This window comes from Collimonas sp., from assembly GCF_035566555.1.
Classification (GTDB): domain Bacteria; phylum Pseudomonadota; class Gammaproteobacteria; order Burkholderiales; family Burkholderiaceae_D; genus Collimonas.
On record NZ_DATMRB010000143.1, the window covers coordinates 1 to 22795 of the forward strand.

Consider the following 22795-nt stretch of genomic DNA (forward strand, 5'->3'; position numbering starts at 1 on the left):
CAGCTCGGTGCCGAACGGCCGGCTGTCGACCTCGCCCTTGGCGCGCTGGTAGACCAGGCTGCGCTCCTTGCGGGTGAACGGCGCGCCGTCGTTATCGCTCTCGAAAAAATACTGCCGCATTTCCGGGCGGATCATTTCAAACAGAAAACGGAAATGACCCATCAGCGGATAATTGCGCAGGATAGCGTGGCTGCGCTGGTTCATGTCCCATATGCCAAGCGCGCTCAACAGCGCCGGCGCCACCGCCCACCACCAGGCAATCTTGCCCGCGGCAGCAGCAGCGGCGAGCGCCACCGTCAGCAACAGCACTATCCAGAAACTTAGGTAACGGCTGACTTTCATGATTTCTTTCCTTTTATCGCTGGTGATTGCTCTGTGATCGACCGGCGGGAGGGATATTTCGCCAGTGACAGACCGATAATTCTACACATTGACGAGGTAGTCCGTACCGGCTGGTTTCCGATTAGGCCGCAACTTCCTGCTAGAGAGCCACGATTTTTGAGTCAGATACGAAATTGCTGATCAAATTTGAGGATTTATCTGGCATTGCCACGACTGTGATGTGCGTATACTTAAAAAGCCAGTGGGGGTATGGGTAAATTGATAAGGGAGTAGGCGGTTTTATCGGATTTATCTTTGTATCGATGTACATTAATTTGTATCTGGCGGTGACATTTACGTCCTCGGCAATTTATATCGTTCTGCGTCAAAAGAAATCGGTCCAAAATTTCATTTCGTGAATGATGAAGAAAGATAAATCTGTCTAATTGTAGAGAAAGAGACTTTCAATAGACTTCTTTTGGTGCAGTTTCGCGCGAAGGAAGTAGTTACAGAAGTATACAAATACGTGCAAATAAAGAGCGATATGGAGTGAATAATATAAATCGTATCCCTTAAGACATTTTCTATGCCATCCGACGCCTCACCAAAGGTTGCTATTCTTCTTTGCACCTATCATGGTCAGCGTTATCTTGCTGAACAGCTGGATTCGTTCGCTGCCCAAAGTTATAAGAGCTGGGAAGTGTGGGCATCCGACGATTGTTCCCGTGACAAAACACAGGAAATACTCAATTCCTATCAACGGAAGTGGGGGCGGGATCGATTGTCGATCCACTCTGGCCCGGCGGAAGGATTTGCTGCAAACTTTCTTTCTTTGACGTGCAAGAAAAAAATTCAAGCCGGCTATTACGCATATTCGGATCAGGACGACATATGGGAAACAGACAAGCTCGAACGTGCCATGAATTGGCTGACGAGCATGCCTGAAAATATCCCCGCGATGTATTGTTCCAGAACGCGGTTGATCGATGAGAAAGACCGTGACATTGGGCTTTCTCCGTTGTTCACCAAACCGCCAAGTTTTCCGAATGCCTTGATGCAAAATATCGGTGGCGGCAACACTATGGTGTTCAACAATGCAGCTTGCGAGCTTTTACGCGAGGCGGGAGCCGATATTGACGTGGTGACGCACGACTGGTGGGTGTATCTGGTTGTCAGCGCCTGCGGTGGCAGGGTTTTTTATGATACCTACCCTTCATTGCGATACCGTCAACATGAGGGTAATCTGGTAGGAATGAATATAGGCTGGCGCGCCCGCCTGGTTCGGATGAGCATGTTGTGGCATGGACGCTTCCGAGACTATAACGACCGTAATATTCGCGCGTTGGGACGCTTGCGTCACAAAATCACACCAGAAAACCGGGAAATATTTGATCGATTTTCGATCTCGAGAAATCGCGGTCTTTATTTCCGTCTTATCGGTATCAAACAATGCGGTCTATATCGCCAGACCACGCTGGGAAATCTCGGGTTGGCCCTGGCTGCGATTTTTAAGAAATTCTAAATGAATCTAATGAGGACGATTATTGTCTGCGGCAGTGAGGCACATGAGCGTATGGAGAAACCGTAGATATGAAGATTCTTCTTCTGGGAAAAGACGGACAAGTTGGTCAGGAATGTCAACGGAGCTTACCGCCATTGGGTGGTGTAAGCGCGTTGAGTCGTGATGAAATCGATCTGGCGAATTTGGATGACCTGTCCACACTGCTGACAATCGCTGCACCGGATGTGATTGTCAATGCGGCTGCCTATACTGCGGTAGACAAGGCTGAGGCCGACGAACTGGCTGCACAAAAGGTGAATGCCGAAGCGGTTGGCGTCTTGGCAGCATATGCGCAGTCCAAGGGAAAATTGCTGGTCCACTATTCCACGGACTATGTATTTGACGGGGAGAAAGCGACCCCCTACTTGGAAGATGATTCAGCTAACCCGCAAAGCGCTTATGGGCGCTCCAAGTATGCGGGAGAGCAGGCGATCCTTGAAAGTGCCTGCAATGCGCTGATTTTTCGTACCACCTGGGTATTTTCAACGCATGGCAATAATTTCGTCAAAACCATATTGCGCCTGGCTAAGGAGAAAGAAAGTCTTAATGTGGTGTCTGACCAGGTCGGCGCTCCAACGTCTGCGAGGCTGATTGCCGATGTGACCGCGTCGGCGATCGCCGCTTATCATGCAAAGACGCTGAAAGGTGGGATTTACCATCTGACTGCCGCAGGAGAAACCTCTTGGCATGGTCTGGCGCTTCATACTGTGACCCGGGCTCATGCCAACGGCGCGGTGCTCAAACTGAACGCCAGACAGATCAATGCCGTTCCCACAGAGGCATATCCACTTCCGGCCAGGCGTCCACATAACTCGCGTCTAGACACGGGATTGCTATCACGCGCGCTGAATCTAAATTTCCCCGACTGGAAAGACGATGTCGATCAAGTGATCGACCAAATGCTGCGATCGGAAACTTCGATATGAAGCGCAAGGGCATTGTTCTAGCTGGAGGTTCCGGCACGCGTCTGTATCCTGCTACGTTGGTGATGAGCAAGCAGTTGTTACCGGTGTTTGACAAACCGATGATTTATTATGCTCTCAGCACATTGATGCTCGCGGGAATACGGGAGATTCTCTTAATCTCCACGCCACAAGATATTCCGCGATTTGTGCAGTTGCTCGGTACAGGAGAGCAGTGGGGGCTGAATCTGCAATACGCCACGCAGGACTCCCCAGACGGCCTGGCGCAGGCATTTATTATCGGCGAATCGTTTATCGGTGACGATCTTTCCGCTTTGGTGCTAGGGGATAACATTTTTTACGGCCATGATTTTGACCATCTTCTAGGAAATGCTATGGCCCGCAGCGAGGGTGCCAGCGTGTTCGCATATCACGTGCAGGATCCCGAACGTTACGGCGTGGTGGAATTCGATCCAGATGGAAAAGTATTGTCGCTGGAAGAAAAGCCGACACAGCCAAAGTCCAATTATGCCGTGACCGGCTTGTACTTTTATGACAGGCAAGCCGTTGAGTTCGCCAAAAGTCTAAAGCCGTCTGCACGCGGTGAACTGGAAATCACAGACCTGAATCGCTGCTATCTGGAACAAGGCAATCTCAACGTAGAAATCATGACACGAGGTTACGCCTGGCTCGATACCGGAACGCAGGAATCTCTGCTGGAAGCCAGTCATTTTATTGCTACCTTGGAGCATCGCCAAGGCCTGAAAGTCGCTTGCCCAGAGGAAATATCCTATAGGAAAAAGTGGATCAATGCTGCACAGTTGGACAGGCTCGCGCAGCCACTCGCCAAAAATAATTACGGCCAATATCTTCTGCGCGTGCTGAACGAAAGAATACTCTGATGAAAACTACATCTCTTACAATTCCAGACGTAATTTTGCTCGAGCCAAAAGTGTTCAGTGATGAACGAGGGTTCTTTTTTGAAAGCTTTAATCAAGCCAAATTCGAAGCTGCAATCGGCAAAAAAATAACATTTGTTCAGGAAAACCACTCACGTTCAGTCAAAAATGTGTTGCGCGGACTTCATTATCAAATTCAACAGCCGCAGAGCAAGCTGGTGCGTGTTGTCGCCGGTGCGGTGTTTGACGTTGCCGTAGATGTCCGTAAAAGTTCTCCCACTTTTGGGCAATGGGTCGGCGAAATTCTCAGCGCGGAGAACAAGAAGCAACTCTGGATCCCTGAAGGATTTGCACACGGCTTCATTGTATTGTCGGATACCGCGGAATTTCTTTATCTGACCACCGATCACTGGGCCCCCGACCATGAGCGCTGCATTCTATGGAACGATGCAAACCTGGCGATCGACTGGCCCCTTGACGGTGAACCATCGCTTTCGGGTAAAGATGGGCAAGGAGTACTTTTCGAGGCGGCAGAGGTTTTTGCCTGATGCAGCGTTTCTCTTCCTCGCCACAGGAATTGACCGCGAGCCTGTGGCGCAACCGCAGATTGGTAAAAGCCCTGGTCCAGCGGGAGGTGGTCGGCCGCTACCGCGGTTCCATCATGGGCATTCTTTGGTCATTCTTCAACCCAGTGTTCATGCTGGTCGTCTACACCTTTGTCTTCAGCGTCGTGTTCAAGTCGCGCTGGAGCGGAGGCAGCGATTCAAAGACTGAATTTGCGCTCGTGCTGTTTGCCGGACTGATTGTGTTCAATCTGTTTGCAGAGTGCGTCAACCGGGCTCCGGGCTTGATTCTGGCGAATGTCAATTACGTAAAGAAGGTGGTTTTTCCGCTGGAGATACTTCCTTGGGTTGCATTGGGCGCAGTGGGGTTTCACGCCTTGGTCAGCCTTGGCGTATGGCTGATCGCCTACCTGATTTTTTTCGGTGTTCCTCACATCACGGTGTTGCTTTTTCCGTTGGTTGTGCTGCCGCTGCTGCTGTTTGTCATGGGCTTGACCTGGGCGCTGGCATCGTTGGGTGTCTATCTGCGGGATGTTTCCCAGTTTATCGGTATCTTTACTACGGTAGTCATGTTCCTGTCGCCGATTTTCTATCCGACCAGTTCGGTGCCCGAAAAATATCGACATTGGCTGCTGCTGAATCCCCTGAGTCCCGCCATAGAACAGGCGCGGGATGTATTGTTTTGGGGCCGGGTTCCGGACATGACATTACTGGGAATTTATTTGATCGTCGCCGCATTGTTCGCCTGGGCTGGCTTTGCATGGTTCCAGAAAACGCGAAAGGGTTTTGCCGATGTCCTCTGAGATCGCCATCAAGGTAGAAAAGCTCAGCAAGTGCTACCAGATATACAATCAGCCGCACGATCGCTTGAAGCAGTCTGTCTATCCCCGCTTGCAAGGGCTGGCAGGCAGGCCGCGGGGCCAGTATTTCCGCGAATTCTGGGCGCTCAAGGATATTTCTTTCGAAATCATGAAGGGCGAGACCGTCGGCATTGTCGGCCGCAACGGCAGCGGCAAATCGACGCTGCTGCAAATGATATGCGGAACGGTGAATCCCAGCGGCGGCGAAATCCAGACCAACGGCCGCATTGCAGCCTTGCTGGAGCTGGGTTCGGGTTTCAATCCTGAGTTTACCGGGCGCGAAAATGTCTACATGAATGCCGCTATCCTTGGCCTGAGCAAGGAAGAGGTCGATGAAAAATTTGATGACATCGCAGCGTTTGCCGACATCAGGCATTTCATGGATCACGCGGTAAAGACCTATTCCAGCGGCATGCTGGCGCGGCTTGCTTTTTCGGTGGCGATCCAGGTCGATCCGGACATCTTGATCGTCGATGAAGCGCTGAGCGTCGGCGACATGGCGTTCCAGGAAAAATCCTTTACCCGGATGAAGAAAATCAGGGACCAGGGAACGGCAATCCTGTTTGTTTCACATTCGACTTCCGCCGTCAGGAATTTTTGCGATCGCGCGATCTGGCTTGATACCGGAAACATGCGCGGCATGGGCGAGCGCTTGTCCATCTGCGATGAATATCAAAAGATGATGGAACATGAAATACGGTTGGAGTCCAGCCAGACCGCGAACAACAGAAGCAATAGCGTTTCCGGCCAGGGTGGCGCGGCGCCGGAGGAACGCAAGATTAGTATCGCTTCCGTGGTTTCGGACAAGCTTTCCTATCGCATGGGCGATGACGTCAGGATTGAGATCGGCCTTAGTTTCAGCGGCCAGACGCCGCAATTTGGCGTCGGCATCATCCTCTATGACTTGAAGGGCAACGTCGTCACCATCCTCAATACCTTGCGCGACGACATTGTCTTCAATGAGAAAAAGGAAAAGGTGGCACTGCTGATCCGCGACAACCATCTGGCGCCGGGAGAATACACGGTCAGCATTTCGGTATCGGACGAACAGGGCATGTTTTCATACGATAAACTGGATGCGTGCCTGCAAATCAAGATCGAGATGGAGCGCAGCGCCAATGGCTTTGCAAAAGTGGATGGCATAGTGAGGTGCGAGCATGAATGGTCGTGAAGATAGCTGGAGCCTGGCTGCGGCGGAAAGCATCTGGCAACGCGACCAGGCGCGCATCAACAAAGTGCCTCTGCTTGTCCTGCTTCGCATCCGCAATGAAGAATTGATTCTCGAGGATACGCTTGACCATCTGGCCGGCTTCGCCGATCTGATCTGCGCCTACGATGACGCCAGCACCGACGCCACGCGCGCCATCTTGAAAGCGCATGAGAAAGTCGTCATGATTGTGCAGAACGATGAATGGCAGTCAAGCGTCGACAGCCGCCTGCTGTCCGAGACGCGGCATCGCGGTTTGCTGCTGCAGGAGGCTCGCAAGCGTTTCGACTTCGCCTGGTGCATGTGCTGCGATGCCGACGAGCGCTACGTCGGTCCGATAAGAGAGTTCGTTACTGCGCCGCCTGCGGCAGAGGTCAACGCCGTCAGGATTCGTTTGTTTGATGCCTACATGACCGAGAGCGATGACCGGGCTTTTGAAAAAGGCATGCAGTTGTTGAATTTCCGGCGCTATTTCGGGCCGGAACGCAGAGACATACTGATGCTGTGGAAGAATCGCGAGGAGGTGAAATTCGTCGGCCTGGATGCGCGCGAGCCTATCGTTGCGGACGGCGTCGAGACGGATTTCTATTGCCAGCATTACGGGAAAAGTTTGTCCTATGCGCACTGGGAAGCTACCTGCGACTATTACGTCAAGCATTTTCCCTGGGATCCGTATGGCCAGAAATGGCAGGCCAGGAAAGGCAAAGCCCTGCATGAGCAATCGGATTTCGGCACTGCGCTGCATGTCTGGGGAAGCGGCTTGTTTGACGCTGCGGTAAAAATATACTGACATATGGAAAAACAGAAATACATTCCACGGACTGCACTGGTCGCCTGCTCACGCCTGGTGGATTTCGCCGGCGCCGAGATTGCTTCGCTTGAAATTGTCGAAGCGTTGCGGGATCTAGGCGTCGAGGTGACGCTGGCGGCTTTCGAGATCGGCGCGCCAGTTGCTGAAGAAATCAGGCTGCTGGGCATCGAGTGCATCGATCTCTTCGCGGCCGATATAGGTGCACGCGAATTCGACCTGTTATGGGTGAGCCACTACGTCACCGCGCATCATTTATTCGCAAAGGGCGCACTGAGAATCAAGGTTGGCATTTATTCCTCGCTTTCCCATTTCGAAGCATTGGAAGCGCCGCCCATGTCGGGCTTGTCATTTTCCAGATATGTTGTCCATTCGCAGGAAAATCTCGAATATTTTGTCAGCAAGTATCCACATTTTTCTGAGAAAGCGCGCGTCTTTCCGAACGCCTGTCCTGCCAGGTTCTTGCATGCATGCAGTGATGCGGCGGACACCTCCATAAGATCCGTAGCGATAGTGTCGAATCATCCGCCGGCAGAAATCATGGAAGTGATCCAGATCCTGCGCAGCAACGGGATACGTGCGGACCTGATTGGCGTCAACGGCAAGGTTCAGCGGGTAACGCCTGAAATCCTGTCAGGCTACAGCGCTGTCATTACCATCGGCAAGACGGTGCAATATTGCCTGGCGGGCGGGACGCCGGTGTTCTGCTACGACAGGTTTGGCGGACCCGGCTGGATCACCGGCGCTTGCTTCGGGGCGGCGCTGGCCAAGAATTTTTCCGGCCGTTGCACTCCGGTCATGCAGTCGGCCCGGCAAATATATGAGCATCTGTTCGACGGTTTTGACCAGGCTTACAGTCAGCGTGAAATCCTTCATGGATTGGCGCTGACCTATTTTTCTCTGACTGAAAACCTGCTCGCTGTCATGGAGGAAGCATACGGCTCGGATTTCTCTGTCCAGATATCCGTCACCGACAAAGAAGTATTGGCGGCCGACGCCAGGCAGTTCATCGGCTTGCGCCAGATGATCGGCAATCACCAGTCCGAGCTCAGGCTGCGTGACGATCAGATGGCGGCACTCCAGGAACAATTGCTGGAAAAAGAACATGCCCTGGATCTGTCGCGACGCGAATTTGCCAGTGTCCTGGAATCCAATTCCTGGCGCTTGACAGCACCGGTGCGGCGCGCTGCAGGCAGTTCGCGGGTGATGCTGGAGCGGTCGCGTGCATTGCTGGCCCGTGCGCGCTTTGTCTTGAGGCAGGAAGGCGCGCTCGGTCTTTCCCGCAAAGCCGCCGGCTATCTTGGACGGCGCCGGCGGCGCCTGGCTTCGGCGCAGCAACTCGAACGCTTCGTCATGGACCGGTCCCATGAAACCAGGGATGCGGCGCCGCTGGTGTCGTTCATCATCCCGATATATGACCGCACCGATGTCCTGCGCACCACGATTCGTTCGGCGCTGGAACAAAGCGTGCAGGCATTTGAGGTGATCCTGGTTACGGACGGATCACCGGCTGCTACGCTGGCGGTGGTCAATGAATTCCGCGCCGATCCCAGCGTCAGGATATTTCATTATCCGGTCAGTTCCGGCAACGCCGTACGCGGACGCAACAAGGGGATTCTCGAAGCGCGCGGCCGATACATTGCGTTCCTCGACAGCGACGACATTGCCGCGCCTGAGCGCCTGGAACTTTGTTTGCCGCTGCTGGAATCCGGCAGCGCGGATGTGGTTTACGGTTCCTGGCGCGCACTGCTCGACGGCAGCCGCGAGATTGATGGCCTGGCGCACGGGCAGGTGGTGCATAGCCCTGATTGCGACCTCGACATGCTGTTGAAAATCTGCGTTCCTTGCCAGAGCACGGTGATGCTGCGACGCGACTTGCTGCTGCAAGCCGGATTCCTCAAGACGCGCATGGAATATCGCGAAGATCATGAGCTTTGGGTAAGGCTTGCTTACCATGGCGCGCGCTTCAGGTCGGTGCCGCAGGTGCTGACCGACCTGCGCCTGCATGCCGGCAATAATGAACTTAACTTCAAGGCCAACGACGCCCATTGGGCAGGATTGATCGAGCAGGAATTCCGCCTGCCCGGGCCGAAGCCGCGGAAGATCGTTTTCATGCTGGCTTCGCTCGGCATTTCCGGCGGTGCGGCGGTGGTCCTGAAACACGTCAGCATGTTGATGGAAGCGGGACACGATGCCTTCATTCTGAATCTGAGCGGGCACGGCGATATTGCCTGGTATGGCAACCCATCCATACGGGTGTATGGCGTCCAGGATGTCGAGAAGTATGGATTCGATAATATCGATATGCTGTTCGCTACTTTCTGGAGCACTGTCGAATGGCTGGAAAAAATACCGGCGCGCCGCAAGCTGTATTTTGTGCAGTCGGACGAACGCCTGTTTTATGATGCAGAAGCGGTAAAGGCGCAAGTAGCTGCTACTTATCGCAAGGACTACGAATACGTCTGCATCGCCGGCTGGCTGGTCGACATGTTGCGCAAGGAATTTTCTCAGCCTGCCGCCTGCCACGTGCCGAATGGCCTGGACAGCAAGCTGTTCTATCAGGACCAGCCTTTGCAGGACAGAAATCCACGGCGCTTGCGAGTCTTGATCGAGGGGCCGATTTCGGTGCCCTTCAAAGGAATGGCGGAAGCATACCAGGCTGTTAGCGGCCTCGATTGCGAGTTATGGATCGTCAGTTCGAACGGTTATCCGGAACCCGGCTGGCGCTACGACCGTTTCTTTGAAAGCGTGCAGCAAGCCGACATGCGGCGCATCTATTCTTCATGTGATGTGCTGCTGAAAATGAGCCGGGTTGAAAGCTTTGCCTATCCGCCGCTGGAGGCGATGGCCTGCGGTTGCGTCGTCGTGCTGGGCGAGGTGGCCGGAGGCATCGAGTATGCTTGCGACGGCCAGAATGTCCTGATGGTGGCGCAAGGGGATATCGAGGCTGCGCGCGCCGGAATTTCGCGGCTCGCGGAAGATCCGTCATTGCGGCTGAAATTGCAGGAGGCGGGGTTTGCCACAGCCAGTCGCTGGGACTGGGAGCGATCCAAACAGGCAATGACGAATATTGTTGAAATGACATCTTGAAAGCGCAGTGAAGGCATCGGCAGCCTTGGAAAGACGGCTCATAGTCTGTGTTCGGGCTGCGTTCCCTTAAATATCTGCCGCAACCGGCTCCTCTCCGCTGGGTTTTACAGCATCCTCTTCCGTTTGTCCTACAAGCCTATCGGTTGCCGTCCTATAGGCCATCCGACCGTGCTTGGCTACCATGGATACAAGTTAGCGCTGACGACCTGCCCGAGCAGCTGCATTGCCACATTATTCAAAGGAACGGCTTATGAGCATCAAGAAAACCATCGCGAGCATATTGATCGGGGTTGCCGCTTGCAGCGGCGTTTCCCTGGCTTTGGCGACAGACAGTTCCCGGGCTGCCTACAGTGCTGCGCAAGACGCGGCTGACGCTGCTTACAAACTCGACCGCGCCAAGTGCGACGCGCTCAGCGGCAACGGCAAGGACGTCTGCGTCAAAGAGGCCAAGGCCACGCGCGAACACAGCAAGCAGGACGCCAAGGTGGAATACAAGAAAACTCCCAAGGCGCTGGCCAGTGCGCGCAAATCGGAAGCGGACGCCGACTACGCCGTAGCCAGGGAAAAGTGCGACAGCCTGGCGGGCAACGCCAAGGATGTCTGCCTGAAACAGGCCAAGGCTGGACAAAGCGATGCGATCGCCAATGCCGATAAGCAGCTGGACATCAGCAAGGCCAAGGCCGACGCTCGCGAAGAGCGCGCCGATGCGCGCTACAAGGTTGCACTGGCCAAGTGCGATGCGCTGGCGGGCGCGGCCAAAGACGATTGCACAAGCGCCGCCAAGGCGGAGCTGAACAAGTAATGGCGGGCTGGCCGCAGCGCTGCCTTGCGCTGCGGCGGCTGGCGCTTCGCACCACGAGGAAGCTGTGATTTTTACTAATTTGTTTACATTGACGCCGGGCGGCCGCACACTAAACATCATGTAATGCCTTCTGCTTTTCCCTGGCCCCGGCGCGTTGGATCGCCAGGCCATAGGAAGGCCGATAACCTAACTGATTGTGACGGTTGAACAGATGATAAAAATCCTGGTGGTTGACGATCATGCGGTAGTACGCGCCGGCGTCCAGTTCTTCATCGCCGACATTCCGGACTACGAGATCGCCGGCGAAGCTGCCAATGCGCATGAGGCAATACAGCTGGTGCGCGGCAACGACTACGACATCGTGCTGCTGGATATCGCGATGCCGGACAAGAGCGGCGTAGAGGTGCTCAAGCAGATCAAGCGCGAGAAACCGAAGCTGCCGGTGCTGATGCTCAGCATGCATCCTGAAAGCCGCTATGCGGTGCAGGTGCTGCGCAGCGGGGCTGACGGCTATGTGCAGAAGGAGGCGCTGGCGACGGAGCTGGTGAAGGCGATCAGTACGATCTTGCAAGGCCATAAATACATCAGCTACGGCGTCGCCGAACTGCTGACGGCAGATCCGGCAAGCAATGACGACACGCCCTTGCACGAAACCTTGTCGGCACGCGAGTACGAGATTTTTTACAAGCTGAGCCAGGGCGAAGGGGTGACCAAGATCGCGGAGGAGTTGTGCCTGAGCGTAAAAACCATCAGCACCTATCGCACCCGCGTCCTGCAGAAAATGAGCATGACCAGCAATGCGGATATTATTTATTATGCAATCAAGAATAATTTGATCGACTAGCAGAATTCGTGTTTAATTTATTCAAAGGACTCTAATCACCTGCATGTTGCCGTATCGAGGGACTTGCCAGTCCCTAGCATCCAGTTCTGGCGCAATGCACGAAAAAATGAGCTCACCCGCCGTCAGTCACTATGGACCATACAACTGCCTCCAACACCATCAGGTCGGGCGTCACGCCGCTGCGGATTTTTCTTGTGGAAGATTCGGTCGATGTGCGTGATCTGATGATTGAAACCTTGAGCGAGATTCCAGGCGTGGTGTTTGCCGGCTTCTCTGAAGAGGAAGACGATGCCTTGCAAAAGATCGATGCTGACTCTTTCGATGTGCTGATCCTGGATATCGAACTGAAGCAGGGCAACGGCATGAGCTTGTTGCGCACCTTGTCAAAATCGACGAAGCCGCTCAACTCGCTGAAAATCATTTTCAGCAATAATGTCAGCAATGCCTTCCGGCGCGCCGGAGAACAATACGGCGTGCGGTTTTTCTTCGACAAGAGTTCGGAGTTTACCAAGCTGCGCGATTTGCTGGCAGCCTTGGGGACCGGCTTGCCGGATCATTGATCGCACCTGCGTCGTTGAAGATGGCATCGCTAGTGTCTGCCCGCTTAACTGAGCGGGCTTTTCATGTTTTTAAGCCTAGTGTCGTGTCCTGCCTCATCTGTCGGTATATCGCGCCGGCCTTGGCCCGTAGCGCTAGGCGCAACGACGCGATACGGGCCAAGGCCGGCGCGATATACCGACAGATGAGGCAGGACACGACACTAGATGCAAGCCGCTGCCGCGCGCTCCCTTGATGCCGGCACGCACATACAGCGACGTTCCTGGAGCCGATTTGAATAATATAGAGAGCGAAACAGCCGCCAGCGGCAATCCGCATTATCAGGATCTGCTGAAGACACGCGCGCTGGACAGTCTGGCATCGACCAAAACCTATGTCTGGCGCACCACCGCCGCAGCGCTGGCGGTGAGCACGCTGGTGTTTGCGGTCGCGGCGCTGGTGCTGGTCGCCTGCCTGTACCAGATCACGCTGCCGTTTTCGGAATCGCAATTGCCGCTCATGCGCGCCAATACGGCAGCCGGCTTCCTGCTGGCCACCGCCAGCCTGATCGTGCAATGCCTGGTGGTCGGGCCGCGGCGGCTGATCAAGTTTTTCGGCAAGCTGCTGGCAGTCCTGCTGCTGGCGCTGGCGGTTGCCGCGTTGATGCAAGACTTGATGGGCGGCGCCGGCTGGCTCGATGCCGTCCTTGCCCGGCTGGTGTCGCAGCCGAGCCTGCACCTGCCCATCGGCTTGCACCCGATGGTTGCCATCGGCTTCATTTTTGCCGGCAGCGCGCTGCTCCTGCTTGATTTCCATCTCGGCAAAGCGCAATACGTGGCCGAATACCTGGCCATCATCCTGCTGTTCCTCAGCGCCATTCCTTTGCTCGGCTACCTGTATAACGTCTCCGCCATGACGCAGATGGTGTATGCGACCAGCATTCCCTTGCTGTCGGCGCTGGCGTTTCTGTTGTTCGGCCTGGCGCTCATGATGTCGCGTCCGCGTCACCGCCTGATGGCGATCATCACCCGCCATGCTCCTGGCGGCCAGATGCTGCGCCGTTCCTTGCCGCAGATGCTGATCCTGCTGATTGCTTTGCACTGGCTGGCGGACTGGGGTACGCGCCAGGGTTTATACGATCGCAGTTCCTTGCCGCCCTTGCTGACGCTGGTCGATAGCGTGCTGGTGCTGTTCATTTTCTGGCGCGCCGGCGGCAAGGTCGATCTTGAATACGGCGCGCGCCTGCAGAGCGCGGCCGAGCTGGCCGAGGCCACCGCGCTGCTGATCGCCGTCAGCGACAACACCAACGACCCGATCTTCGTCAAAGACCACCAGGGGCGCCTGATTTTTGCCAATCCGGCCTGCCTGCGCCGGCTCGGCCTGAGCTGGGAGCTGGCAAAAAACCGGCGCAGCCGCGAAATCCTGCCGCTGACTGAAGATGCCGACCGGGTCGACCAGGACGATGCCCGTATCATGAACGGCGGCGTGTCGGAGACGCTGGCGCAGACCGTGCAGCTGCCGGAGGGGATCGTGACTTTCCAGACCACCAAATCGCCCTGGTTCGGCCAGCAGGGACAGGTCATGGGCGTAGTCGGCATCGCCACCGACATCAGCGAACGCAAGCGCGCCGAGGACTCGCTCAAGCAGCGCGAGCTGGAACTGGAGCGGACTATCGCCCATCGCACCGCCTTGCTGCGCGAGCTGGCCAACCATATGGAAACCATCCGCGAAGAAGAGAAGCGGGCGATTGCGCGCGAGCTGCATGACAATATGGGGGCTTCGCTGACAGCGCTCAGCATGCATCTGGAAGGCGTCTACAAGATCCTGCCGGAGAATGAACATTGGCAGAACCGCCGCGGCCAGATGCAGACTTTGCTGGCCTCGCTGGTGGCGACCACGCGGCGGATCCAGACCGAACTGCGGCCGAACATGCTGGAACTGTTCGGTTTGAAAGCGGCGATCGTCGAACAGCTGGAAGATTTTGGCGCGCGCACCGAAATCCTCTGTAAATCCAGCTTGCCGGATGAAGACATCACGATTGACCACCGCATCGAAATTGCGGTGTATCGCATGCTGCAGGAAATCCTGAATAACGTTTCCAAGCATGCGCACGCCAGCCAGGTGGAAGTCATCCTGGATATCGACGAGGACCGGCTGGCGCTGACAGTGCGCGACAATGGCGTCGGCATGTCGCAGGAGCGTTTTGAAAACACCAGCACCCACGGCTTGCGCGGCTTGAATGAAAGGGCGACTTACCTGGGCGGGAAGGTGCGTTTTTCCTCGGCAAAGGATAAAGGCACAGCGGTGGTGATTGAGCTGCCCCTGTCGGTGCAGGTGCAAAACAGCGGCGAGCAGGCCCAGGCCTGAAAAACCGCTGAGCACCCGGCGCCGCGCCGGGTGCAAGGAAAGGCCTTGCTCAGGCCGGGCAGATGTCGGTCGCCACCAGGACGCTGCACGGTACTTTTTCGACCAGCATGGTGTCCACGGAACCGCGCCACCAGCGTGTCGCCAGCGGCTTCTTGCGCGAATGGCCGACGATCACCAGGTCGATGCCCAGCTTGTTGACCAGGTCGCTGATGACGTTGACAGGTTCGCCGCTTTCAAAGTGGTCGATCGGCTTGAGGCCGGCGTCGGTGAGGAGTTTATGGCCCTTGATGAGTTCCTGTTCCAGCAGGGTCTTTTCGGCCCTGATCGCGGATTCGGCGACGAATTCGCCTGCCATCAGATAGGTTGCGAGATTGATGACGCCCAGCAGATGGACTTCGGCCCCGGGACCTGGCGCCAGTTGGATGCAGGAATACAAAGCCGAACGGCTTTCGGGCGTGCCATTGTAGGCGACGAGAATTTTCCGGTACATATGCCCTCCTGAAAATTGTGTTTGCAATGGTCTCCGTCTTCATCATAGCGCAGACTGGCGCTGCGAACCAGCGGCCTTTGCGCTAATTCGGAAGCGCTTCTTCCCAGGCGGTTTTGCATGCTGAAAGCGGATTTCGGCGTCCGGCCGGCCGCACTGTTTTGTGCGGCGGCGTCTTTCCCGAATACTGCAAATTGGCGTAGCGTGATCAATAAAACGCGAAAACACGTCACTATTGCGCATTGCGCCATTATAAAAGTAGACTTACTGCGTGCTTCGCTGCCGCGCAGCGCGTAGAAGGTTGAAGCGCTATTGATTAATGTATCGGTGAAGGAAAGATGGATGTCGGATCAAATCGTGATTGTAGGCGGTGGCGCAGGCGGTCTGGAATTGGCTTGCAAGCTCGGCCGCAAGCTGGGAAGCGGTCACGTGACCCTGGTCGACCGGGCGCTGTATCACATCTGGAAACCATCACTGCACGAAGTCGCCGCGGGCACCCGCGATATCCACCAGGAAGGCCTGTCCTACCAGATGTTGGCGCATGACAATAAGTTTCGCTTCGTGTACGGCAACATGACCGCACTCGACAGTGCCGGCAACAGCATCACCGTGGATGCTGTCACCGACGAGTCCGCCGCCGAGCTGCTGCCGCCGCGCCAGATCGCTTTCAGCAAGCTGGTGATCGCGGTCGGCAGCGTCTCTAATTATTTCGGCATCCCGGGGGCGGAACAAAACACCATTTCGCTGAACTCGACTGAAGATGCGGAGCATTTCCGCGTACGCCTGCTGAAGATGCTGGCGCTGGCCGACCTGAAGAAAGAAAAGAATCCCGATGCCGGCGTCGATATCGTGATCGTCGGCGGCGGCGCCACCGGCGTCGAGCTGGCGGCGGAGCTGCGCGATGCCAGCAGCGTCTATACCGACTACGATTTTCCACACCTGAATGCCAACCGCGACGTCCGCATCACTATCCTGGAGGGTGCGCCGCGCTTGCTGGCGCCGCTCACCGAACGGGTCTCGAAAGCGGCCAGCAAGCTGTTGCAGGAGCGTGAAGTGCGGGTGGTGACCGATTGCCGCGTCGCCAGCATCGCCGAGAATTTTGTCACGGACGCCAACGGCAATGACTATGCTTCCGACCTGTGCGTCTGGTCGGCCGGCATCAAGGCACCCGATTTCCTCAAGGGGCTAGGACTGCCGGTGATCAAGTCGGGCCAGCTGGAAGTGGATGGCTTTCTCAAGGTAGCCGGTACGGAGAATATCTACGCGCTGGGCGATTGCGCGGCTTGCATCGGTAGCGACGGCAAGATGGTGCCGCCGCGCGCGCAGGCAGCGCACCAGCAGGCCGACTACCTGGTCGAGATGTTCGTCCGCGTCAGCAAGGGCCAGCCAGCATCGGACGCCCCCTATGTCTACAAGGACCACGGTTCGCTGGTGTCGTTCGGCAGGAATACCTCGGTTGGCACGCTGATGGGGTCGCTCACCAAGCTGGGCTGGTTCGTCGACGGCTTTTTCGCCCGCATGATGTACGCCAGCCTGCACCTGATGCACCTGAACGCCTTGCTGGGACCGGTGCGCACCGGCGTTACCGCAGCCGCCAGCGGCTTGATGAAGCACGCCAAGCCGTCGGTCAAGCTGCACTGATGGCGGCGCCGGATTGCGGATTTTGAATGTTACCTCAGGTGTAAGCATGTTGTGCAAATGTAAAAATATGTATCGTTTGCAGGCATTTGACGGTCGCTCGGCTATAGTTCAACTTAACAACCGTGGCCCCGCAGTGTGCGAAGGTGGCGGTTTTTGATGGTGTTGATTAGGGCTGTATGACCCTTGAAGGATGCAATCATGCTGTACAAAAAATGGATCTGTATCGCTCTGCTGGCTAGCTCGACTGCCGCAGTTTCCACTTCCGCCCTGGCTTACGATGACGGCGCCAATACGGCGATCGGCGCGGTTGCCGGCGCAGTGATCGGCGGCGCGGTCGGCGGCCGTCACGGCGCGATTGTGGGCGGTGTGCTTGGCGCTGCGGTGGGCGCCACTTCCGGTTACCGCCAAGGCGGCTACTACGGCGGTGGCGGCTATTACGACCGTCCGGCAACTTACTATCAGCCTGCGCCGGTGTACTACCGTCCAGCCCCGGTCTACTATCGTCCGGCGCCGGTGTATTACCAGCCGGCCCCGGTCTACTACCGCCCGGCGCCCGTGTATGTCGAGCAAAGCCGCGACGATTATTATCCGCAACCGTATCAAGGCGGCTACTACGAGCGTTGATCGCTCACCAGGCATAAATCTTTGATGTTCCGCGACGCCGGCCCAGATGTGAATCTGGGCCGGCGTTTTGCATGGCCGGCAGGATTCTTCGCTACCGTCTGGGCGTGCGAGGCTCTATAGTGAAGGAAGGCGACCAGCCCGTCGTCGCGCCATGAGGAGACGCCATGTCTAAAACCAAACTGCCAGCCGCCCCTGTCAAGGACAAGAAGACGCAGGCCGTCAATCCGGCAGATCGATGGACCGGCCACGCCCTGGATGGCAGTCAGCAGATGGATATCGTGGAAGAGCAGATGTATGCGAATGAACCAGGCTCGACCAGGGACCAGCCGCTGGTGCCGCCGAAAGCGCCGAAGTAGGGACTGGACGACATCTTGTTCAATGTTGTCATGTGTTAATAAACTTGCTAGTTTATAATCTGACCTGAATACCTTCCCGAAAAATGCAGCAGCATAAAAAACCAGGAACATCATGTCGATTCTTTTGCAGGGACCGGAGGCAAGGCGTGCTGTGCGACGCTTGCGGTCCGGGTTTCTTGTAGCGCTTGTTTCGGCCCTGTTCGGCCTGGCAGCGCAGGCGGCTGAAGTCGATGCCGCTGCCGTTCCAGACACCATCAAGCAGCGCCTCACCGCCTGTACCGCCTGCCACGGCGAACAGGGACGCGCCACCAACGACGGCTATTACCCGCGCATCGCAGGCAAGCCGGCCGGCTACCTCTACAACCAGCTGCACAATTTCCGCGAAGGGCGGCGCCAGTATCCGATGATGACCTACCTGGTCGATCATCTGTCGGACGCCTATCTGCAGGAAATCGCCGCTTATTTCGCCGACCAGCACCCGCCTTACCCGCCGCCGCAGCCTCACGATCCATCCGAGGCCACCCGCGCCCGCGGCGATATGCTGGTCAACCGGGGCGACGCCGGCAAGCAGATCCCGGCCTGCATCGCCTGCCACGGCAGCGCCATGACCGGCGTGCAGCCGGCCACGCCGGGTTTGCTCGGCTTGCCGCGCGATTATCTGGTGAGCCAGATCGGCGCCTGGAAGAACGGCGCGCGCCATGCGCTGGCGCCGGATTGCATGGCGCAGGTGGCGCAGCGCCTGAGCGCTGAAGATATCGGCGCGGTGGCATCCTGGCTGGCGGCGCAGCCGGTGCCGGCCGGCGCCACTGCGGTTGCTCCTGGCTCCGTCAAACTGCCGCTGGCTTGCGGCAGCGTCCCTGTCTCGAATTAAGCGGAGCGAACATGAAACGATTACTGATGTGGCTGGCGGGCGCAGCTTTGCTGCTGATCGTCGCCGTAGTGGCCGTGCTGGCGCTGCTGAACGCCGATGACGACAGCGCAGCTGCAAGGCAGCCGGCGACGGCCGTGGCGGCGGGGGTAGATGCTGCTGCACAGATTGCCAGGGGCGGCTATCTGGTGCGCAGCGGCGACTGCATCGCTTGCCACACCGCGCGCGGCGGCAAGGAACTGGTCGGCGGGCGGGCGATACAGACACCGTTCGGCGCCATCTATTCGCCCAACCTGACGCCGGACAAGGAGACCGGCATCGGCAGCTGGAGCGCCGACGATTTCTGGCGCGCGCTGCATAACGGCAAATCGAAGGATGGTAGCCTGCTGTATCCGGCCTTCCCCTACACCAATTACACCAAGGTCACGCGTGAGGACGCCGACGCCATGTTCGCCTATCTGCGCAGCGTGGCGCCGGTAACGCAAAAGAACCTGGCGCCGGCCTTGCGTTTTCCCTATGACCAGCGGATCCTGCTGTACGGCTGGCGCGCGCTGTATTTCCGGCCCGGCGTGTACCAGGAAGAGCAGGGACAGTCGGTGGAATGGAACCGCGGCGCTTATCTGGTGCAGGGCCTGGGTCACTGCAGCGCCTGCCACACCACCCGCAATGCACTCGGCGGCAGCGATCTCAAGGCGGAGCTGGGGGGCGGCTTCATCCCGGTAGTGAACTGGTATGCGCCATCGCTGACGTCGGACGATGAAATCGGCCTGGGTGACTGGGATATCGAGCACATCACCGGCTTGCTGAAAAACGGCGTCTCGCCGCGCGGCACCGTGCTGGGGCCGATGGCGGAAGTGGTGGGCGCCAGCCTGCAGCACCTGAGCGATGCCGACGTCAAGGCCATGGCGGTCTACCTGAAATCCTTGCCGCGCCAGAAGGAAGCCGAGCCGGCCAAGGAACGCGCCAGCGCGGACGAGGTTGCGCGCGTGCTGGAGCAGGGCGGGAAGATCTACAAGAACCATTGCGCCGATTGCCACCAGGCTTCCGGCAAAGGCACATGGCCGGCCTATCCGCCGCTGGCCGGCAATCACGCCATCACCATGGCCTCGCCGGTGAACGCGATCCGGGTGGTGCTCAACGGCGGCTTCTCGCCCAGCACGGCAGCCAATCCACGGCCCTATGGCATGCCGCCTTACGGTCCGGCCTTGAGCGACGGCGAAGTAGCAGCGGTGGTTTCGTATATCCGCAACAGCTGGGGCAACAAGGCGCCGATTGTCAATTCGGCCGAGGTCAACCGTTATCGCGCCATCCCTCTGGATTAAGGCGATTCTCTGGGTCAAAAAAAAGCGGCCTGCGCCATGCAGGCTGCTTTTTTTACGTCTCAACTACGTGGTGGCTCAGGTCGTCAGCATGATCTTGCCGATATGCGAGCTGCTTTCCATCAGCGTGTGGGCTTGCGCTGCCTGTTCCAGCGGGAAGGTCTGGAAGATCACCGGCTTGATTTTCTTGGCTGCCAGCAGCGGCCAGACGCGCTCGCGCAGCTGCGCTGCGATGGCAGCCTTGAAGGCGATCGGCCGCGGCCGCAGGGTGGAGCCGGTGATGGTCAGGCGCCGCATCAGCACCTGGCGGAAATCGATGCTGGCGCTGCTGCCGCCCAGGGTGGCGATGAACACCAGGCGGCCGTCGTCGGCCAGGCAGCTGATTTCGCGCGGCACATAGTCGCCAGCCACCATGTCGAGGATGACGTTGACACCCTTGCCGTCGGTGACCGCCTTGATCACGGCAGCGAAATCTTCGCTGCGGTAATTGATCCCGCGTTCGGCGCCCAGCGCTTCGCAAGCGCGGCATTTTTCATCCGAGCCGGCGGTCGCAAACACGCGGTGGCCGAGTGCGGTGGCGATCTGGATCGCGGCGGCGCCGATGCCGGAACTGCCGCCTTGCACCAGCAAGGTTTCGCCAGGGCTGAGGCGGGCGCGATCGAAGACATTGCTCCATACCGTGAAAAAGGTTTCCGGCAGCGAAGCCGCTTCCACCGCGCTCCAGCCATCCGGCAGCGGCAGACATTGCGCCGCCGGCGCGCTGCAGTATTCGGCATAGCCGCCGCCCTGCACCAGGGCGCAAACCAGGTCGCCTTTCTTGAAGGACGTGCCGCTGAAATCGCCGTCGACGATTGCGCCGGCGATTTCCAGTCCCGGCAAATCGGAGGCTCCCGGCGGCGGCGAATAATTGCCGGTGCGCTGGAATACATCCGGCCGGTTGATGCCGGCCGCCTGCACCTTGATCAAGACTTCACCGGCCTTGAACGTGGGCACAGGGCGTTCGCAGATTTGCAAAACCTCGGGGCCGCCGGGTTGGGTAATTTCGATAGCGCGCATGGCTTGGTCTCTTGGAAGGAAAACGGTCATTGTATGACAAACACGATTTTCTCTTTTGCGAGCGGGGGTGATAGCTTTTCTGTATTAGCTTGGGATGGCCATTCAAGTTATTATTTTGATGCTTTTGGGCAAAATTTACCTCAAGGTAAGCCGTAGTTTTTCGGGCATGGTTAAATCGCTAATGATCGACCGCGCAACTATTGCACGCAACAAAGCCGCCGCCAGGCCGCCGTGGACCAGTAAAAGCGTGTCGCCGGCGACCCGCCAGGCGACGACGCGCCAGCGCCGCCGCGCGCTGTGGGTCTGCATCGGCATTGTTGTCATGACACTGGTCCTGCTGCCGGTCGCCAGCGTGATGGGGCCGCTGTTCCCGTTTTTCCTGCCTTCCTACCAGACCGCGACGGTGGTGGCCTACGTCATCATCACCTACCTGATCTTTGGCCATTACCGCGCCACTAAGGAAGTCGATCTGCTGTATATCGGCGCCGGCTGCTTCTATGCCGCGGTGATCCTGATCATGCAGTTCCTGGCCATGCCGGGCGCATTCTTTCCGCACCAGAGTTTGCTGGGCGGCGCCCAGACCACCATCTGGCTGTGGTTTTTGTGGCATGCCGGCCTGGCCCTCAGCATCTTGCTGTACGCGGTCAGCCGCTGGTGGAGCCCGTCCTGGCTGGCGAGCCACCCAGAGCGCATGCCGAACTGGCTGATCGCGGTGGTGCTGGCGGCGCTGGCTGCCAGCCTGCTGCCGGTGGTGGTATTTCATGCCGACCTGCCGACGCTGATCGAGCAGGGCAATTTCCATCGCGTCACCACCAGCGGCCTCGGCTTTCTGCTGCAGTCGCTGACGGCCCTGGCCATGCTGATCCTGTGGCGCGCCACCGGCTTCCGCGCCGTGCTGCATGTATGGCTGGGGGTGGCCCTGGTCGCCTTGCAATGCGACAACGTGATCACCATGGCCGGCGGCAGCCAGTTTTCGATCGGCTGGTATGTCGGCCGCTGCAACGCCCTGATCTCGGCCACGGTGCTGCTGATGATTTATTTGCGGGAAATGAACCAGGTCTACCTCAAGACGGTGCAGGATGCGCGCCTGCTGGCGCTCAACAACGCCATGCTGGAAGTGCGGATGGACCAGGTACGGCTGGATGACCTGACCGGCCTGCCCAGCCGCTCGCTGTTCCTGGAGCTGGCGGAAACCTTGCGCGGCCGCGGCAGCATCAGCCGCCAGGCGGTGGCGCTGCTGTTCATCGATCTGGATGGCTTCAAGTGGATCAACGACAACCTCGGCCATGACCGCGGCGACGCCGTGCTGGTCGAGGTGGCGGCGGCGCTGCGTTCGGCGCTGCGCGACAGCGATATCGCCGGCCGCGTCGGCGGCGACGAATTCGTGGTTTGCCTGATTGCTCCGGCGCTGGCCATCAAGGCCACCGCCACCGCTGTCGCTAGCCGCATCGTCAGCCGCGTCGCCGCGATTGGCGACGGCATCGGCTGCAGCATCGGCATTGCCCTGTGCCAGGCCGAGAGCCTGGAGTGGGATTCGGCCTTGCGCCAGGCCGACGAAGCCATGTACCAGGCCAAGCGGCAGGGCAAGAGCCGCTTTACCGTGTACGGGCACTCCCTGATCGACGAAGTGGCCTGAGGCGGCAGCCGGCCTGCCGGGGTTTGATGTCGATACATTAATGATCG

20 protein-coding genes and 1 pseudogene are annotated in these 22795 nt (G+C 57.7%); 18 read left to right on the plus strand and 3 right to left on the minus strand.

All coding sequences use genetic code 11. From position 1 onward, the window contains the following. Positions 1-342 (minus strand): annotated as a pseudogene (locus VNZ65_RS17900) (FMN-binding glutamate synthase family protein); the annotation flags it as partial. Positions 343-907: 565 nt separating this feature from the next. Between VNZ65_RS17900 and VNZ65_RS17905 the strand changes: the two are divergent. From VNZ65_RS17905 to VNZ65_RS17960, 12 genes are all read left to right on the plus strand, one after another. Then, positions 908-1843: a glycosyltransferase family 2 protein gene (locus tag VNZ65_RS17905; RefSeq protein ID WP_325671393.1), complete on the plus strand. Its 936-nt coding sequence runs from the start codon at positions 908-910 to the stop codon at positions 1841-1843. 68 nt (positions 1844-1911) lie between these two features. Next, positions 1912-2808 (plus strand): dTDP-4-dehydrorhamnose reductase, encoded by an 897-nt coding sequence (gene rfbD / locus VNZ65_RS17910; protein WP_325671395.1) that lies wholly within the window; start codon positions 1912-1914, stop codon positions 2806-2808. Next, positions 2805-3686 (plus strand): glucose-1-phosphate thymidylyltransferase RfbA, encoded by an 882-nt coding sequence (gene rfbA / locus VNZ65_RS17915; RefSeq protein WP_325671397.1) that lies wholly within the window; start codon positions 2805-2807, stop codon positions 3684-3686. Before rfbD ends, rfbA begins: the two co-directional genes overlap by 4 nt. Further along, positions 3686-4231 (plus strand): dTDP-4-dehydrorhamnose 3,5-epimerase, encoded by a 546-nt coding sequence (gene rfbC, locus VNZ65_RS17920; protein ID WP_325671399.1) that lies wholly within the window; start codon positions 3686-3688, stop codon positions 4229-4231. The genes rfbA and rfbC overlap by 1 nt, the downstream gene beginning before the upstream one ends. Then, the gene (locus tag VNZ65_RS17925) at positions 4231-5049 is read left to right on the plus strand and encodes an ABC transporter permease (protein ID WP_325671401.1); all 819 of its coding nucleotides are present in this window, start codon (positions 4231-4233) and stop codon (positions 5047-5049) included. The genes rfbC and VNZ65_RS17925 overlap by 1 nt, the downstream gene beginning before the upstream one ends. Further along, positions 5039-6277 (plus strand): ABC transporter ATP-binding protein, encoded by a 1239-nt coding sequence (locus VNZ65_RS17930; protein ID WP_325671403.1) that lies wholly within the window; start codon positions 5039-5041, stop codon positions 6275-6277. Before VNZ65_RS17925 ends, VNZ65_RS17930 begins: the two co-directional genes overlap by 11 nt. After that, positions 6264-7103: a glycosyltransferase family 2 protein gene (locus VNZ65_RS17935; RefSeq protein ID WP_325671405.1), complete on the plus strand. Its 840-nt coding sequence runs from the start codon at positions 6264-6266 to the stop codon at positions 7101-7103. Before VNZ65_RS17930 ends, VNZ65_RS17935 begins: the two co-directional genes overlap by 14 nt. Positions 7104-7106: 3 nt before the next feature. Continuing rightward, positions 7107-10211 (plus strand): glycosyltransferase, encoded by a 3105-nt coding sequence (locus VNZ65_RS17940; protein WP_325671406.1) that lies wholly within the window; start codon positions 7107-7109, stop codon positions 10209-10211. Positions 10212-10461: 250 nt separating this feature from the next. Further along, positions 10462-11013 (plus strand): hypothetical protein, encoded by a 552-nt coding sequence (locus VNZ65_RS17945; RefSeq protein ID WP_325671408.1) that lies wholly within the window; start codon positions 10462-10464, stop codon positions 11011-11013. 211 nt (positions 11014-11224) lie between these two features. Continuing rightward, complete coding sequence (locus tag VNZ65_RS17950) at positions 11225-11857, plus strand: response regulator transcription factor (RefSeq protein WP_325671410.1); 633 nt, start codon at positions 11225-11227, stop codon at positions 11855-11857. A 131-nt stretch (positions 11858-11988) separates the two neighbouring features. Beyond that, positions 11989-12417: a response regulator gene (locus VNZ65_RS17955; protein WP_325671412.1), complete on the plus strand. Its 429-nt coding sequence runs from the start codon at positions 11989-11991 to the stop codon at positions 12415-12417. Between the two features lie 271 nt (positions 12418-12688). After that, positions 12689-14761, plus strand: a complete 2073-nt coding sequence (locus tag VNZ65_RS17960; protein ID WP_325671414.1) for a PAS domain-containing sensor histidine kinase — start codon at positions 12689-12691, stop codon at positions 14759-14761. Between the two features lie 49 nt (positions 14762-14810). Here the strand turns inward: VNZ65_RS17960 and VNZ65_RS17965 are convergent, their stop codons facing one another. Continuing rightward, the gene (locus VNZ65_RS17965) at positions 14811-15251 is read right to left on the minus strand and encodes a universal stress protein (protein WP_061942982.1); all 441 of its coding nucleotides are present in this window, start codon (positions 15249-15251) and stop codon (positions 14811-14813) included. Positions 15252-15590: 339 nt separating this feature from the next. Between VNZ65_RS17965 and VNZ65_RS17970 the strand changes: the two genes are divergently transcribed. From VNZ65_RS17970 to VNZ65_RS17990, 5 genes are all read left to right on the plus strand, one after another. Beyond that, the gene (locus VNZ65_RS17970; protein ID WP_325671417.1) at positions 15591-16889 is read left to right on the plus strand and encodes an NAD(P)/FAD-dependent oxidoreductase; all 1299 of its coding nucleotides are present in this window, start codon (positions 15591-15593) and stop codon (positions 16887-16889) included. A 198-nt stretch (positions 16890-17087) separates the two neighbouring features. Continuing rightward, on the plus strand, positions 17088-17513 hold the full coding sequence (locus tag VNZ65_RS17975; RefSeq protein ID WP_061942978.1) for a YMGG-like glycine zipper-containing protein: 426 nt from the start codon (positions 17088-17090) through the stop codon (positions 17511-17513). Between the two features lie 164 nt (positions 17514-17677). Continuing rightward, positions 17678-17869, plus strand: coding sequence for a hypothetical protein (locus VNZ65_RS17980; protein ID WP_325671420.1), 192 nt, complete (start codon positions 17678-17680; stop codon positions 17867-17869). 112 nt (positions 17870-17981) lie between these two features. Then, entirely contained in the window at positions 17982-18740 is a 759-nt protein-coding gene (locus tag VNZ65_RS17985) for a c-type cytochrome (RefSeq protein ID WP_325671422.1), read from the plus strand. A gap of 11 nt (positions 18741-18751) precedes the next feature. After that, complete coding sequence (locus tag VNZ65_RS17990; RefSeq protein WP_325671424.1) at positions 18752-20059, plus strand: cytochrome c; 1308 nt, start codon at positions 18752-18754, stop codon at positions 20057-20059. Positions 20060-20134: 75 nt separating this feature from the next. On the opposite strand, the gene VNZ65_RS17995 is transcribed toward VNZ65_RS17990, so the two are convergent. Beyond that, entirely contained in the window at positions 20135-21112 is a 978-nt protein-coding gene (locus tag VNZ65_RS17995; RefSeq protein WP_325671426.1) for an NAD(P)H-quinone oxidoreductase, read from the minus strand. Between the two features lie 166 nt (positions 21113-21278). Between VNZ65_RS17995 and VNZ65_RS18000 the strand changes: the two genes are divergently transcribed. Continuing rightward, positions 21279-22748 (plus strand): sensor domain-containing diguanylate cyclase, encoded by a 1470-nt coding sequence (locus VNZ65_RS18000; protein ID WP_325671428.1) that lies wholly within the window; start codon positions 21279-21281, stop codon positions 22746-22748. Positions 22749-22795 lie beyond the last annotated feature (47 nt).

Coding starts and splice junctions, on each gene's coding strand:
- VNZ65_RS17905 (WP_325671393.1), top strand. CDS start 908: ATGCCATCCGACGCCTCACCAAAGGTTGCTATTCTTCTTTGCACCTAT.
- rfbD (WP_325671395.1), top strand. CDS start 1,912: ATGAAGATTCTTCTTCTGGGAAAAGACGGACAAGTTGGTCAGGAATGT.
- rfbA (WP_325671397.1), top strand. CDS start 2,805: ATGAAGCGCAAGGGCATTGTTCTAGCTGGAGGTTCCGGCACGCGTCTG.
- rfbC (WP_325671399.1), top strand. CDS start 3,686: ATGAAAACTACATCTCTTACAATTCCAGACGTAATTTTGCTCGAGCCA.
- VNZ65_RS17925 (WP_325671401.1), top strand. CDS start 4,231: ATGCAGCGTTTCTCTTCCTCGCCACAGGAATTGACCGCGAGCCTGTGG.
- VNZ65_RS17930 (WP_325671403.1), top strand. CDS start 5,039: ATGTCCTCTGAGATCGCCATCAAGGTAGAAAAGCTCAGCAAGTGCTAC.
- VNZ65_RS17935 (WP_325671405.1), top strand. CDS start 6,264: ATGAATGGTCGTGAAGATAGCTGGAGCCTGGCTGCGGCGGAAAGCATC.
- VNZ65_RS17940 (WP_325671406.1), top strand. CDS start 7,107: ATGGAAAAACAGAAATACATTCCACGGACTGCACTGGTCGCCTGCTCA.
- VNZ65_RS17945 (WP_325671408.1), top strand. CDS start 10,462: ATGAGCATCAAGAAAACCATCGCGAGCATATTGATCGGGGTTGCCGCT.
- VNZ65_RS17950 (WP_325671410.1), top strand. CDS start 11,225: ATGATAAAAATCCTGGTGGTTGACGATCATGCGGTAGTACGCGCCGGC.
- VNZ65_RS17955 (WP_325671412.1), top strand. CDS start 11,989: ATGGACCATACAACTGCCTCCAACACCATCAGGTCGGGCGTCACGCCG.
- VNZ65_RS17965 (WP_061942982.1), bottom strand. CDS start 15,251: ATGTACCGGAAAATTCTCGTCGCCTACAATGGCACGCCCGAAAGCCGT.
- VNZ65_RS17970 (WP_325671417.1), top strand. CDS start 15,591: ATGTCGGATCAAATCGTGATTGTAGGCGGTGGCGCAGGCGGTCTGGAA.
- VNZ65_RS17975 (WP_061942978.1), top strand. CDS start 17,088: ATGCTGTACAAAAAATGGATCTGTATCGCTCTGCTGGCTAGCTCGACT.
- VNZ65_RS17980 (WP_325671420.1), top strand. CDS start 17,678: ATGTCTAAAACCAAACTGCCAGCCGCCCCTGTCAAGGACAAGAAGACG.
- VNZ65_RS17985 (WP_325671422.1), top strand. CDS start 17,982: ATGTCGATTCTTTTGCAGGGACCGGAGGCAAGGCGTGCTGTGCGACGC.
- VNZ65_RS17990 (WP_325671424.1), top strand. CDS start 18,752: ATGAAACGATTACTGATGTGGCTGGCGGGCGCAGCTTTGCTGCTGATC.
- VNZ65_RS17995 (WP_325671426.1), bottom strand. CDS start 21,112: ATGCGCGCTATCGAAATTACCCAACCCGGCGGCCCCGAGGTTTTGCAA.
- VNZ65_RS18000 (WP_325671428.1), top strand. CDS start 21,279: ATGGTTAAATCGCTAATGATCGACCGCGCAACTATTGCACGCAACAAA.